This window comes from Muribaculum sp. An289 (assembly GCF_002159555.1).
Lineage (GTDB): Bacteria > Bacteroidota > Bacteroidia > Bacteroidales > UBA932 > Merdivivens > Merdivivens faecigallinarum.
The window spans coordinates 55,620-70,265 of sequence record NZ_NFIV01000007.1 but is presented as its reverse complement, the minus strand read 5'-3'; the positions used below and the strand labels follow the sequence as shown (position 1 = coordinate 70,265).

The window sequence follows — 14,646 nt, the reverse complement described above, 5'->3', positions numbered from 1 at the left end:
CAATTAATAATCATTCGTTGAGATGGTCCTTTTCGGTATCGTTGAAAGTATGGCGGAAATATTCTTCCATGTCCATTCCCATCTGCTCGGCCTTGATTTTCGAATATTTGTTTACAGTCTCGATGCGCTCGGTGCCTCCGGTCACATCGAATATCGCCTTGAGCTCGTCGAGGCTTTCCTGTGGTATCCTCCTCAATGCGCCCGGGCCTTCGCCCTTGTAATTCGCCCCGTTCCTCGCGAGGCTGTCTTCCAGATGCTCGCAGTGCCATTTCCACACCGGGCCGGATTCCGGGTGGTCTTCCCATTTGAAAGTCTGGGGATATACGCAATAGCCGAAGTTCAGGATATTGCCCGTAAGGATTTTCGTCAGCGGATACAGCTGCCGTCCCTTTTCCGAACAGATGAAATAGCCCTTTTTCGCCGAAAGGTTTCTGAGGGCCATGATAATCAGCCCCGGAGCGTTCTTGCGGGGGCATCTCGTGACACAGGACATGCATTCGCCGCAATACCAGATTACATCGCTCTTCAGGAGCTTTTCTATGGCTTCGTCATCCTGTGACTGTACTATGTCGACTATCTTTCTCGGATCATACCTGTAGAACTCCGCGGCAGGGCAAATTGCGGTGCAGGTACCGCAATTTATGCATGCTTTCAGGCCTTCCTTGACCCTATAATCCTGTGCGAGCTCATCGTATAATTTGCCCATATCGGTTAAGGTTTATATACACACGATTATACAAAGGTAAAAAAAATATGCGAAAACAGATGCCGTCAGGTCTATTTTCTGTTCAACAGGACTATGTTTTCGACATGGTGGGTCTGCGGGAACATGTCCACGGGCCTTACGCGCCCGATGGAATAGCGTTCCGACAACAGGGCGATGTCCCTTGCCTGGCTTGCCGGATTGCAGCTGACGTACACGATACGTTCAGGGGCCGCCTCAAGTATGGTTTTCGCCACGTCGGGATGGATTCCGGCCCTCGGAGGGTCGAGGATTATGACATCCGGGCGGCCGTGCTCCTGCAGGAATTCCCCGGTAAGTATGTCCTTCATGTCGCCGGCGAAAAACTCACAGTTTGAAATGCCGTTGTCCCGGCAGTTTGCAGCGGCATCTTCGACGGCTTCCCTGACATATTCGATACCTATGACTTTCGACGCACGGGAAGACACGAACTGGGCTATCGTGCCTGTTCCGGTGTACAGGTCGTATACGGTCTCTTTTCCGGTCAGTCCGGCAAACTCCCTTGCCACTTTGTACAGGTTGTAGGCCTGTAGCGAATTTGTCTGGAAAAACGATTTCGGCCCGATTCTGAAACGCAGGCCTTCCATCTCTTCGTATATGGTGTCCTTGCCTCTGTACAGGACGGCCGTAAGGTCGGAAGTGGAATCGTTGGCCTTCGTATTGATGAAATAATATACCGATGATATCTGAGGAAAATTGTCGGCCACGGCATTGAGGAGTTCCGCGATTTTTTCGTCGAAACGTGTGACTGACAGGATAATCATGGTTTCTCCGGACGATGCCGTCCTAATGGTAAGGTTGCGCAGGACACCGGTATGTTCCCTGAGGTCGAAAAATTCGATTCCGTTCTCGAGCGCATGCCTTTTGATGAACAGGCGTATGTCATTCGAAGGATCGGGCTGGAGATGGCATTCCTTTATGTCGAGCACCTTGTCGAAAAACCTTCCCACGTGGAATCCGAGGCCGAGACGGTCGTTTCCGGTCACTTCGTCCGGATTTTCGCCGTCGAGGAGCCAGCGGCGTTTCGAGAACGTGAATTCGAGCTTGTTGCGGTAATAGCGCTGCTTTTCGCTCCCTATTATCGGTTCTATCTCGGGCACGTCGAGACGGCCTATCCTCACCAACTGGTCGTAGACCTGTTTTTCCTTGGCTTCCAGCTGCATGCGGTAGGGAAGCGGCTGCCATTTGCAGCCTCCGCAGATGCCGTAATGGATACAGAACGGTTTTTGCCGGTAAGGGGAGGGGTGTATGATATCGGCGACATATCCCTCCATATAGTTTTTCTTGCTTTTGGTCACACAGATATCCGCCACATCCCCCGGAACGGCCTGCGGCACGAACAGGACTTTTCCGTCCACACGCGCTATTGCGTTGCCTTCGGCGGCGACTTCTTCAATAAGCACATTGTGCAATATGGTCTTTTCTTTTTTCTTTCTTGCCATATTTGAATTTTTGGTGCGCAAAAATAAGATTTTTTCTCCTAAATCGTTATATTTACATGTTTTTTGAGAAATTTTGATATTATGAAGATTTTTTTTGGATGAAATGTTTAAATAAATAAAATATCATGAAAAATATACGTGATTTCAGCATGTTTCTGTCATTGTGTGTCTTTGCCTTGGCTTTTTCCGCATGCAGCAAGGACCGCTCGAATGTACCTACCGGCAGGGTAATGTCCGAAGAGTATTCTGTCAGCGGCTCGCTTTCCAAGATAGAGGTGAGCGACGGAATCAGGCTCGTGGTATCTCCGGAAATACCGGAAAAGACCGTCAGGGTCGTTACCAACGAAGACGCCCAGCAATATGTGGTCGTCGAGCAGCGGCAAGGTGCCCTGAACCTGTATGTCGACAGCAAGTCGATGCCGTTCAGCAAGTTGGAAGTCGCGATATATGTTTCCTCCAACAATTTTGATACTTTTTCGGCCAGAACCGGGGCTATCATATCCTCAAAGGATACGCTGAGGGCCGGCAATGTCGAGGTGACAGCGGACGGACAGTCGCAGATAGATGCCGATTTCGATTGTACGAGCATGATTCTCAACGTTAACGGAATGTCTGTATTCAACGGCTCGGTTACCGCAGAGGATTTCTATGCAGGGCTTTCTGCAAATGCTGAGGTTACAATCGGAGGAAGCGTAGGTTATTTCGAACTTTCGACAAACGGCTCCAGCAAGCTCTCGGGGTTTCCGCTCAGTTGCAGGACGATGGACATTTCCGCATCCGGAGGCAGCTTTACCGAAATAACGGTTACCGGCTTGCTCCAGGGAGAAGTTTCCGGAGGCTCGAAGCTATATTATAAAGGTAATCCTCCACGGATCATTCTTGACAAGACGGGGGCTTCGGTCGTCGAGAACGTTGCTGAATAAAAAGAATGGTTTTGTCACATAACGGGCATTATGTTAAATAGACCATGGTCGTATTAGAAAAAATACACAAAACCTACAACAACGGTTCCCCTCTCCATGTGCTGAAAGGAATCGACCTTGAAATCAAGGAAGGCGAACTTGTTTCAATAATGGGCGCATCCGGTTCAGGAAAATCGACCCTGCTCAATATCCTCGGAATCCTCGACGATTACGACAGCGGGAATTACTGGCTTTCCGGAAAACTCGTCAAGGGCCTCAGCGAGACAGAAGCAGCCGCAATGAGAAACAGCATGATAGGTTTCATATTCCAGTCATTCAATCTTATCAGCTACAAGACCGCCCTCGAAAACGTGGCCCTGCCTCTGTATTATAAAGGTGTCTCAAGAAAGAAGCGCAATTCGATGGCCCTGGATTTTCTTGCGGGCCTCGGACTCAGGGACTGGGCGGACCACAAGCCTAACGAGATGTCCGGAGGCCAGAAACAGCGCGTGGCCATAGCGAGGGCGCTTATAACCCACCCGAAACTGATACTAGCGGATGAGCCTACGGGTGCATTGGACAGCGTTACTTCGCAGGAAGTGATGGATTTGCTGAAAAAAGTGAACAGGGATTACGGCATGACCATAGTCTGTGTCACCCATGAAAAAGGAATAGCGCTTCAGACACAGAGGATTATCCACATAAAAGACGGCATAATCGATGAGGGAGCTGCTGACTGAGATATTCGAGTCCTTGCGTAAGAACAGGCTGCGGACTTTCCTGACAGGATTTTCCGTGGCATGGGGCATTTTCATGCTTGTGGTGCTGCTCGGTGCCGGCAACGGCCTGATGCACGGCATGCTGGCCAATTTCGGTACAAGGATGGTTAGCAGCGGCCGCATCTGGGGAGGCTATACGTCAGTCGGTTACGGAGGTTTCGACAAATACCGTTGGGTCACGATGGACGGCAAGGACCTGGAAATCATCCGCAACGAATTTTCGGACTATGTGACGGACAATGTATGTCCCATAAAATCATTTACTTACGATACGGCGGCGTTCAGGCAGCAGACAATGACCGTCAGCACAGTGGGAGTAGTTCCAGGTTATATGCGCATTTCAGGTTCCGAACTCACCAAAGGCCGTTATATCAATGATTTGGACATACGATTGAAGCGGAAATCCTGCGTTATCGATGAAAATCTCGAAAAAGTCCTGTTCAAAGGAGGCGAAGACCCGATAGGAAAACGGATTTTCATAGGAAAATTCACTTATACCGTCGTGGGGGTCGTGAAAAACGACGGTTACGGAGCATATTCAGACGTACTCATACCTTATGATACGGGCGTGCTTTTATATGCCGGTGGTAATAATTCGGTATCAAACGTCGCATTCGAATTCAGGCCCGAAATAACGGAAAAGCAATCGGAGGAATTCGAAGAAAAACTCCGCGCAAGGCTTTCAAGGAGGCACGGCTTCTCCCCTGACGATGTGAACGCATTCTATATCAGCAACAACATGCAGTTTTACAAAGAACTGATGACTGTCTTCAGGGCTTTGGACATATTTATCTGGATGATAGGTTTCGGGACATTGTTCGCTGGAATAGTCGGGGTTTCCAACATAATGCTCGTGTCGGTAAGGGAAAGGACTACCGAGATAGGCATAAGGAAAGCATTGGGAGCCTCTCCCCGCTCGGTCATCACGCTTGTCATAGCCGAAGCCATAACAATCACCGCCATGTTCGGTTATGTCGGAATGTGCCTCGGTGTCGGGACTATGGAGGCCGTAAACGCCTATCTGACAAACAGAGGGAATGTGTATGCCGGAACGATTTTCGAGCAGGTAAACATATTCGTAAATCCTACGGTAGAGATTCCTATCGTGCTCAGCGCTACGGCGGTACTTATAATATCGGGAATAATTGCAGGCTACATTCCCGCAAAGCGGGCGGCTGCGGTCAAGACTATTGATGCATTGAGGGACGGGATATGATCAGGATATTCGACATAGAATGGTGGCGCGAAATCTTCCAGAGCCTCGGCAGGAACAAAAAGCGGAGCATTTTTACTTCGCTCGGCGTAATCTGGGGCACTTTCATGCTTGTGCTCCTGCTCGGTGCCGGTATGGGCATATCGGGGATAGTCACAAAGCAGCTCGGCGATTCTTCCCAGAAAATATCTTTCATAAGTACCGATGCCACATCCATATCATACAAAGGCATGCCTGCCGGAAGGTGGTGGGAAATGCGATACAGGGATTTGGAGGAAATAAAGAAAATACCGGGAATAAGACTGGCCGGGGCAATCGGATACAGCAACTGGGGCGGCAAGATGGTCTGCGACGGTACGTCATACAATATTTCATATACCGGATACGATGCCGCCTTCCAGGAAATAGACAAGATAAGCATGATAGCCGGAAGACTGTTGAACGACATAGATATGGATATGCGGAGGAAGGTCTGCCTGCTGTCGAAATGGACGGCTGAAAACATTTTGGGGAACAACGACTATCAGCAGGTTCTCGGGAAAAAAGTCGGGATAGACGGCATATATTATACAGTTGTCGGGGTCTATGAAAAGGGGCAGAGCGGTTTTACGTTCAGCTCGCCGAATACAGTAATAGCCCCCTACTCTACCATTGACTATCTCCATAACCACGGTAGTTCCGAGATAAGCATGATAGGCATCCTCGCCGAAAGGAATGCCGACTTGAAGATGCTCGAAAACGCTTGTAGGTCAGTACTTTCGGATATACATACGATATCCCCCGAAGATGACAAGGCATTGATGGTATTCAATACCGAGGAACTCCGCCAAATGGTCGACGGGCTGTTTTCGGGAGTGATTTTCCTGACATGGTTTGTCGGGGCGGGCACTCTTCTGGCAGGTATCATCGGCATAACCAATATCATGCTAATCATCGTGCGCGAGCGGCGGCAGGAAATAGGCGTGCGCAGGGCCCTTGGGGCAAAACCCGTCGAGATTGTCGGGCAGGTACTTGCCGAGAGTTCAGTGTTGACCCTCCTTGCTGGCATATTTGGGATGACGGCGGCACTGTTAACGCAGGGAGCCCTGGACAGGATATTGCTGCCGATAATTTTCGAGGACGAAGTGGAAATGGCTTACAATCTCGGAATCAGCCTGCAACTGCCCTTCGGCACAGCCCTGCTTGCATTCGGGATAATTTTTGCGGGAAGTCTCGCGGCAGGCGCCCTTCCGGCATATAAAGCAATAAAAATCAGTGCTGTAGATGCACTTAGAGAAGAATAAAACAGATTGGAATATGAAAAAGTTTTTTAAAATTTTCTGGATTGTACTCTTAATTGCCCTGTTTTTAGGGACAATGGTCTTCCTTTACATCAAGTCGAGGCCGAAAACCATAGAATACGAGCTGGTTTCCCCTTCGACACGGGACCTCGTGAACTCGATAATAGCGACAGGGAAGGTAGAGCCGGGCAACGAAGTGCTTATAAAGCCCCAGATTTCAGGCATCATAGAGGCCATTCACTGCAAGCCCGGGGACGATATAAAGGAAGGCGATATCATAGCCACGATAAAGGTCGTTCCGGAAATGAGTTCCCTTAACAGCGCAGAAGGCCGCCTTAGGGTTGCAGGAATCAATCTGGAGAAAGCGCAGAGGGATTTCGAGCGCAGCAGGGAGCTGCATGAAAAAGGCATAATCTCGGATGAGGAGTTCGAGACCGCGCAGACCAGTCTGGACAATGCCGAGGAGGAGGTCGAAAACGCGGAAGATGCCCTTAAAATCGTGACCGAGGGGGTTTCGGAAAAATACGCCCACCTCAGCAATACCCAGGTGAGGTCGACGATTACGGGAAAAATACTCGACATACCGGTGGAAGTCGGCAATTCGGTGATTCAGGCCAATACCTTCAATGACGGCACGACGATAGCCGAAGTGGCGGACCTGGGCAACATGCTCTTTAAAGGGGACGTGGATGAAGCCGATGTCGGTAAAATAAGTACCGGGGTGCCGGTAAAAGTCACTATTGGCGCCCTCCAGGGCTATGAATTCGATGCCGTACTCACATATATCTCTCCGAAATCCACGGAAGAAAACAATGTTGTTATGTTCGAAATCGAGGCGGTCATGGACATTCCGGATTCGGTTTTCGTGCGGGCCGGATACAGTGCCAATGCCGAGATAGTGACGGAGCAGAAGACCGGGGTGCTGGCCATCGAGGAAAGCGCGGTCAGATTTTCGGGGGATACGGCCTACGTCAATATTTTCAAGGGCATGTCCGGCAAGGAGCAGCTTTTTGAAAGGCGCGACATACGGATTGGCATGTCGGACGGGGTCCATATCGAAGTCATCGACGGCCTGTCACCGGAAGACAGGATACAGGGATTGTTGAAACTCAATTGATTTTTTTTTGCCATGAAACCGTTTTTATTCCGAATGATATTCCCCGCCGTCCTTTTTGCGGCGACCGTTCCGGCTGTAGCGCAGGATATGTGGACCCTCGACAGATGCATCGAATATGCCTTGGAGAACAACAACGATGTCAGGCAGCAGCAATTGCAGGTCGAAAGCGGGAAAATCAACGTAAACTCGGCGAAAATGTCCCGCCTGCCCGACCTTTCCGCCTCCCTTGGCGGCAATGTGTATTTCGGGCGCGGCCCTTCGAGGGACGGGACATACATAGACAATTCGCAGTTGTCGGGCTCTTTCGGGGTATCCACGTCCATTCCTGTTTTTCAGGGTCTGAAAATCAAGCACGAGGTCGATCGCTCGAAACTCGATTATGAGGCGGCGGTCCACCAGCTTGATTTGGTCCGGGAAAATATTTCCCTCCAGATTGCCTCGTATTTCCTGCAGGCGCTTTACACCAAGGAGCTTGTCCGGATAGCGGAGAGCCGTCTGGAGGCCAGTACGTCCCAATTGGAACTCGCCCGCGGAAGGTACGAAAGCGGAAAGGCTTCAAGGAGCGATGTCATAGACAACGAGTCGGTCGTAGCCTCCGACAAGGCCTCGCTGACACAGAGCAAGAACAACTATATACTTGCCGAACTGGATTTGAGGCAGGCGATGAATCTTCCCGATTCTGTGGATTTCGAACCGTACATCGAATTGGGCGAGGGCGGATTGCCGGAATACCGGCTGCTCCCGTCCTTACAGGAGATATACGCTTCGTCCCTCCTGCTGCATCCGTCCGTAAAGGTCGCCGAAATGAACCTTGAAAGCAGCCGTGCGGCACTGAAGAGTGCGAAAAGCTCATACTACCCCACCCTTTATTTTACCGCCGGATATGGCAACAGCGCCTTCTCGAACCTTACTGACAGGTCGTTGAACAGCGATTTCTGGACCCAACTTGCGAATAACGGCAATGAATACATAGGGCTCTCCCTGTCGATTCCGATTTTCAGCAGGAACAATGTGAGGAACAGCGTAAAGCTGTCGCGAATCAGTGTGCGCAGTTATGAAATAGCCCTTAACGAGTCCCAGAAAGCCCTGAAAAAGGAAATCGAGCAGGCCTATTGGGGCGCGGTGACAGCATACGATGCAATGGTAGCGGCGAAAAAGGCCCTGGATGCGGCAAGGACCGCCTATGAAAACGAGCTTGTAAAATACGAGTCGGGAAAATCCGGGGTTTATGACTATATAAATGCACGGACAGCCCTCGACCAGGCCGAAGCCACCCTTTCGCACAGCAAGTATGATTACATCCTGAAGTACCGCATTCTGGAATTTTACATGTAGCAGCACATGTGGTAATCCAGGGAAGTCAATTCGGGAAGTCAATTTGGGAAGCCATGTGGCAATCCAACAATCCAGGAGACAACTCGGGAAGTCATGTAACAATCCCCAGGAAGTCAATCCCGGGGGGCATGCCAATCTGGGGAGTAAGTAATCCGGGAAAGTGAACCCATTTGTTGCGACACACATGCCACCTATCTGTTTTACGCGCCGGGAAAGTGAACCAAATTCCCACGACTCCCGGGCACTTTCCCGCCGAAAATGTTGATTCTACCGCCATTTTCGCCGTTTTTCCTGGGAAAGTGAACCAGTTTGCCGCGAATCAGGTGCACTTTCCCCTGAGGTTATTAAATACCGATAGTCAACGCATTCATAAAGTTGGCTATACTTCGCAGTTCCATTTCATGACAGATAAAGCAACATCTCGGGAGAAAAATGACAGAGGTAAAAATGACAGAGGTCATGATGAAAGAAGGAAAACCGTATTTTATCGGCATATTTTCCACCCCATGTCCATCTTGTTAAGTTTGATAGTATTGATAGTCAGTGAGTTGTAAAAATATGGGCTGGCTTTGGGTACCTCAGAAAGTACCCAAGCGCAGGATGGTTTTTAGTAAATTATTAATTATCAATGACTTACAAAAACACAGGCTGGCTATCAGGTTCGTCCCGTTCTGAAAAAAGTTTACCTGTCTTGAAAGGTTGTAATTGCCTTATGTCGTTGACGGCTTCCCCGTCAGTCATCCCGTTTGCCCACCCAGTCAGTGTACGACGATTTTGAATATGTTGATAATCAAGTAATTAGTAAGGCGGATGCACATTTCGAAAGTTTAAAATAGCCGAAATGTGCACTTGAATTTTTAATATATTGATATTCAACTTGTTACAAAATTATCTGCACCAGTACTTCCGCTACGTTCACTTAACCGGGAAAGTGAACCAAATTTTCACGAATCCCGGGCACTTTCCCCCGATAAGTTTGTGCCTATCACCATCTAAGATTGATAAGACGACATGGACTTCTGCGTATATTTTCCTCGAACTGCCCGCGGCAGAAATACGGTTCATGCCTTCCCAGGCTCTCGGCTCCTCCCGAAACAGGAAACAGGAAATGCAAATAAATTTGCATTGCTCTCGGCTTCTGATTATCTTTGTAAGATTTACTGTGAGCTACGAGCAGTAGTTACTACGAGCCAAGAGTAAAACTTACTAGTAATACTGAAGTCAGGATGTTGATACCTCTTCCGGAAAGGATGCGCCCGTCGTCATTGGACGATTATGTAGGCCAGAAACATTTGGTAGGCAAAGGTTCCGTGCTCAGAAACATGATAGAGAGCGGAAACCTTTCCTCTTTCATACTCTGGGGCCCTCCCGGAGTAGGGAAAACCACTCTCGCCCGCATAGTAGCCTCGTCCCTGGAAAGGGAGTTCCATACGCTGTCGGCGATAAGTTCGGGGGTCAAGGACGTAAGGGAAGTAATTGAGCGGGCGAAATCGGGTGCGATGTTCTCGAAAGGCTCTCCGATACTTTTCATTGACGAAATCCACCGCTTCAACAAGGCCCAGCAGGACGCATTGCTCGGAGCTGTCGAAAGCGGGACGATTGTCCTGATAGGAGCCACGACCGAAAACCCTTCTTTCGAAGTCATATCCCCTCTCCTTTCGAGGTGCCAGGTCTTCGTCCTCAAATCGCTCGACCCCGAGGATCTCGACATCCTCCTCTCGAAGGCGCTGGAAAAGGACGAATACCTCAGGACACGCGACATCACCGTCAAGGAGAAGGAGGCCCTTTTCCGTTTTGCCGGAGGGGATGCACGCAAACTGCTCAACATCCTCGAAATCACTGTCGGCACCTTCCCTCCGGACGGCCCTGTCGTAATCGACAACAAGGTAGTGCAGGACAGCCTGCAGGAAAACATCGCGCTCTATGACAAAAACGGGGAAATGCATTATGACATCATTTCCGCGTTCATAAAAAGCGTGCGAGGTTCCGACCCCAACGGGGCAGTCTACTGGATGGCCCGTATGCTCGACGGCGGCGAAGACCCCCTGTTCATCGCACGCAGGCTTGCCATTCTCGCTTCCGAGGACATAGGTCTGGCCAATCCGAATGCGATGCTGCTCGCATCGGCCTGCTTCGATACCGTACACCGGATAGGCATGCCGGAAGCAAGAATTCCTTTGTCCGAGACCGCGATATACCTTGCGACTTCTCCGAAGAGCAACAGTGCCTATATGGCGATAGATGCAGCCATGCAGGCCGCCAAGGAGACGAAGGATGCCCCTGTCCCGCTCCATCTGAGAAACGCTCCGACAAAACTCATGAAGGAACTCGGGTATCATGACGGCTACAAGTACGCCCATGACTACGAAGGCAATTTCGTACAGCAGGAATTCCTTCCGGAAAAAATGTCCGGGACAAGGTTTTACGACCCCGGCAGGAACCGGAAGGAAGAGGAAATCCGCAGGAGGCTTTCCGAAGAATGGGAAAAATACGGATATTAGTGTTTTTAATTTTTATATTTTATGAGATTCTTAAAAATCACTTTAGCAACGATGCTTGCGGCGTTCTCGTTAAACGCCACGGCGCAGGAAAGTCCCCTCTGGACCCGTTATCCTGCCATTTCCCCGGACGGGAAGAGCATAGCCTTTTCCTACAAGGGGGATATTTACAAAGTATCCGCAGACGGCGGAACGGCACAGCAGCTCACCACCAATGAAGCCCACGATTATGCCCCTGTCTGGTCTCCTGACGGAAAGACTATCGCATTCGCCTCGGACAGGTACGGCAATTTCGACATTTTCACGATGCCGGCGGACGGCGGAGAGCCGACAAGGCTGACATATTGGTCGAGGGCCGAGGAACCGCTCGCATTCAGCAATGACGGAAAGACACTTTACATAGAGACTTCCATCATGGTGGACAAGGATTTCTCCCAAAGCCCCGAAGGCGGTTTTCAGCAGGTTTACGCAATCCCTGTCACAGGGGGCCGTCCGGAACTGTTTTCATCCGTCTGCATGGAAAGCATATCCTTCAACTCCACTGGAGACAAACTCCTTTATCAGGATTTGAAAGGATATGAGGACAACTGGCGCAAGCACCATACTTCATCCGTCACCAGGGACATCTGGCTGTATGAGCCGGCGACCGGAAAACACACGAAGGTTTCCGACTTCAACGGAGAGGACATGGATGCCGTATTCGTTCCGGGAAATGACGATGAATATTATTTCCTGACGGAAAAGAGCGGTTCTTTCAATATATGGAAACATTCGCTTTCGACAGGGAAGGACACCCAGATAACAAGGCATGACAACCATCCGGTAAGGTTCCTTTCGGTTGCCTCCGACGGAACGATGGCATATTTTTATGACGGAGAAATATACACGGTAAAAGAAGGTTCGGAGCCTGTAAAGGTAGCCATCGAAATACGCTCCGACCGCACCGAACCGGATTATATAGTACAATACCGTTCTTCAGGCGTGTCGTCAATGGCAGTATCGCCGAGCGGCAAGGAAGTGGCCTTCATCATGAGAGGCGATGTATATGTGGCTTCGACCGAATACGGGACTACCGTAAGGATTACCGATACCCCGGAACAGGAGCGCGACATCGATTTCGCCCCTGACGGAAGAAGCATAGTATATTCTTCCGAGAGGAACGGCTGCTGGAACGTATACATGTCCGAAATCGTCAATAAGGACGAAACCATGTTCACATACGCTACAGAAATAAAGGAAAAACCAGTGACTGAAGGTAACGTGGCCCGTTTCCAGCCTTCCTTCTCCCCTGACGGCAAGGAAGTGGCCTTCCTTGAAGCAAGGACAACTCTCCGCGTAATCGACCTCAAGAGCGGGAAGATGCGTACGATTCTCGACGGAAACTACAATTATTCGTATTCCGACGGCGACCAGTGGTATCAATGGTCTCCTGACGGAAAATGGTTCGCTGTCAATTTCTTCGAAAAGGGCGGCTGGAATTATGTCGACCTCGGCCTCGTGAAGGCTGACGGAAGCGGGGAACTCCACAACCTCACTGAAAGCGGTTATTCCGACAGCGGCGCGCATTTCGTACTGGACGGCAACGCAATCCTCTGGTATACCGACAAGAACGGTTACCGCAGCCACGGAAGCTGGGGCGCCTATACCGACATCTACATCATGTTCTTCAACAAAGAGTCGTACGACTCGTTCATGAGGGACAAGGAAGAAGGCGAAGTATATGCAATGATGCAGGAGGCTTCCAAGAAAAACAAGAAGGAAGACAAGAAGGACAAGGACTCTACCAAGGCCGCCCTTCCTGAAATCGAATACGAATTCGACAATATCGAGGACAGGATGGTAAGGCTTACCGTCAATTCGGCCACTTACGGCGACTGCTACCTTAACAACGACGGTTCGAAACTGTATTATCTTGCCGCTTTCGAAGGCGGATACGACCTCTGGACCCGCGACCTCAAGGAAGGCGACACCCGTCTGGTTGCCAAGCTGAACGCCTACAGCGGGATGTTCGATACCGACGAGACCGGAAACAAGGTATACATACTCTCGATGGGCCGCATAAGTTCTCTCGACTTGAACAGCGGCTCGATGAAACCTGTCGGGATAAACGCAGAGTTCAATTACCGTCCGGCACTGGAAAGGGAGTATATCTTCAACCACGCATGGCAGCAGGTGGTTGACAAGTTCTACGACCCTGAAATACATGGAATCGACTGGGCGATGTACAAGGAGGCATATTCGAGGTTCCTGCCGTACATCAACAACAACTTCGATTTTTCAGAGATGCTCAGCGAACTTCTCGGAGAGCTTAATGCTTCGCACACGGGTTCAAGGTACTATGCTTACGGCGGCGGCGACGCAACTGCCGTATTCGGCATATTCTTCGATAACGGTTATGAAGGTGACGGGCTCATGGTTGCCGAGGTCATCGAAGACAATCCTATGATTTCTTCCGACTCGAAGATAAAACCGGGAGTGATAATAGAGAAAATCGACGGCAATCCGATAAAGGCCGGTGAGGATTATTTCAGGTTCCTTAACCACAAGGCCGGCAAGAATGTGGTTCTTTCGCTCCGCAAGGGCGGCAAGACATGGGAGGAAGTCGTGAAGCCTATTACTTACGGTGTGCAGAACGTCCTTCTCTATGACCGTTGGGTAAAACAGCGCGAACATCTCGTGGATTCGCTTTCAGGCGGACGTGTAGGCTATGTGCATGTACAGGGTATGGACAGCCCGAGCTTCAGGGAAGTGTTCTCCAAGGCGCTCGGCAAATACCGCAATTGCGACGCCCTCATAGTGGATACCCGTTTCAACGGCGGCGGATGGTTGCATGACGACCTCGCTACCTTCCTTAACGGAAAACACTATGCGGACATGACTCCGAGAGGACAGTACATAGGTTCCGAGCCTCTTAACAAGTGGTACAAACCATCATGCGTGATTGTAGGCGAAGGAAACTATTCCGACGCACACGGGTTCCCATTCGCATACAGGGCCCTCGGCATCGGAAAAATCATCGGCATGCCTGTCCCTGGTACTATGACCGCTGTATGGTGGGAAAGCCAGATAGACCCTACCCTTATCTTCGGAATCCCGCAGATAGGAATGAGGGACAATGACGGAAACTATCAGGAAAACAAACAGCTCGAACCGGACATCATGGTCAATAATGACCCTGAAAGCATGGTTGACGGGCGCGACCTTCAGATTGAAGCCGCCGTCAAAGAGATGCTGAGGGAAATAGAAGCCGCAAAGGCGGAATAATTTTCCGGCTTTTCTAACAGTATTTGATGCGGGGGAACAGTTTTTGCATGTGCTGTTCCCCCGTTTTTTTATCA

10 protein-coding genes are annotated in these 14,646 nt (G+C 50.1%); 8 read left to right on the top strand and 2 right to left on the bottom strand.

Features of this window, described 5'->3' with window-relative positions:
• Positions 1-10: 10 nt before the first annotated feature.
• Together B5F83_RS07160 and rlmD are read right to left on the bottom strand one after the other, a co-directional pair.
• A complete protein-coding gene (locus B5F83_RS07160) occupies positions 11-706 on the bottom strand; it encodes a 4Fe-4S dicluster domain-containing protein (RefSeq protein WP_087278571.1) in 696 nt (231 codons plus the stop codon).
• A 71-nt stretch (positions 707-777) separates the two neighbouring features.
• A complete protein-coding gene (gene rlmD / locus B5F83_RS07155) occupies positions 778-2,184 on the bottom strand; it encodes a 23S rRNA (uracil(1939)-C(5))-methyltransferase RlmD (protein WP_087278568.1) in 1,407 nt (468 codons plus the stop codon).
• A gap of 125 nt (positions 2,185-2,309) precedes the next feature.
• On the opposite strand from rlmD, the gene B5F83_RS07150 reads away from it, so the two are divergent.
• The 8 genes from B5F83_RS07150 to B5F83_RS07105 all read left to right on the top strand — a co-directional run bounded on the left by B5F83_RS07150 (position 2,310) and on the right by B5F83_RS07105 (position 14,572).
• The gene (locus B5F83_RS07150) at positions 2,310-3,107 is read left to right on the top strand and encodes a DUF2807 domain-containing protein (RefSeq protein ID WP_087278566.1); all 798 of its coding nucleotides are present in this window, start codon (positions 2,310-2,312) and stop codon (positions 3,105-3,107) included.
• A 44-nt stretch (positions 3,108-3,151) separates the two neighbouring features.
• A complete protein-coding gene (locus B5F83_RS07145) occupies positions 3,152-3,826 on the top strand; it encodes an ABC transporter ATP-binding protein (protein ID WP_087278563.1) in 675 nt (224 codons plus the stop codon).
• Entirely contained in the window at positions 3,807-5,081 is a 1,275-nt protein-coding gene (locus B5F83_RS07140; RefSeq protein WP_087278560.1) for an ABC transporter permease, read from the top strand. The genes B5F83_RS07145 and B5F83_RS07140 overlap by 20 nt, the downstream gene beginning before the upstream one ends.
• Positions 5,078-6,361 (top strand): ABC transporter permease, encoded by a 1,284-nt coding sequence (locus B5F83_RS07135; protein ID WP_087278557.1) that lies wholly within the window; start codon positions 5,078-5,080, stop codon positions 6,359-6,361. The genes B5F83_RS07140 and B5F83_RS07135 overlap by 4 nt, the downstream gene beginning before the upstream one ends.
• A gap of 13 nt (positions 6,362-6,374) precedes the next feature.
• Positions 6,375-7,475: an efflux RND transporter periplasmic adaptor subunit gene (locus B5F83_RS07130; RefSeq protein WP_087278554.1), complete on the top strand. Its 1,101-nt coding sequence runs from the start codon at positions 6,375-6,377 to the stop codon at positions 7,473-7,475.
• A gap of 12 nt (positions 7,476-7,487) precedes the next feature.
• Complete coding sequence (locus B5F83_RS07125; protein WP_087278551.1) at positions 7,488-8,810, top strand: TolC family protein; 1,323 nt, start codon at positions 7,488-7,490, stop codon at positions 8,808-8,810.
• Positions 8,811-10,036: 1,226 nt separating this feature from the next.
• Entirely contained in the window at positions 10,037-11,311 is a 1,275-nt protein-coding gene (locus B5F83_RS07110) for a replication-associated recombination protein A (RefSeq protein WP_204207350.1), read from the top strand.
• A gap of 21 nt (positions 11,312-11,332) precedes the next feature.
• On the top strand, positions 11,333-14,572 hold the full coding sequence (locus B5F83_RS07105; RefSeq protein WP_087278542.1) for a S41 family peptidase: 3,240 nt from the start codon (positions 11,333-11,335) through the stop codon (positions 14,570-14,572).
• Positions 14,573-14,646 lie beyond the last annotated feature (74 nt).

Coding starts and splice junctions, on each gene's coding strand:
- B5F83_RS07160 (WP_087278571.1), bottom strand. CDS start 706: ATGGGCAAATTATACGATGAGCTCGCACAGGATTATAGGGTCAAGGAA.
- rlmD (WP_087278568.1), bottom strand. CDS start 2,184: ATGGCAAGAAAGAAAAAAGAAAAGACCATATTGCACAATGTGCTTATT.
- B5F83_RS07150 (WP_087278566.1), top strand. CDS start 2,310: ATGAAAAATATACGTGATTTCAGCATGTTTCTGTCATTGTGTGTCTTT.
- B5F83_RS07145 (WP_087278563.1), top strand. CDS start 3,152: ATGGTCGTATTAGAAAAAATACACAAAACCTACAACAACGGTTCCCCT.
- B5F83_RS07140 (WP_087278560.1), top strand. CDS start 3,807: ATGAGGGAGCTGCTGACTGAGATATTCGAGTCCTTGCGTAAGAACAGG.
- B5F83_RS07135 (WP_087278557.1), top strand. CDS start 5,078: ATGATCAGGATATTCGACATAGAATGGTGGCGCGAAATCTTCCAGAGC.
- B5F83_RS07130 (WP_087278554.1), top strand. CDS start 6,375: ATGAAAAAGTTTTTTAAAATTTTCTGGATTGTACTCTTAATTGCCCTG.
- B5F83_RS07125 (WP_087278551.1), top strand. CDS start 7,488: ATGAAACCGTTTTTATTCCGAATGATATTCCCCGCCGTCCTTTTTGCG.
- B5F83_RS07110 (WP_204207350.1), top strand. CDS start 10,037: ATGTTGATACCTCTTCCGGAAAGGATGCGCCCGTCGTCATTGGACGAT.
- B5F83_RS07105 (WP_087278542.1), top strand. CDS start 11,333: ATGAGATTCTTAAAAATCACTTTAGCAACGATGCTTGCGGCGTTCTCG.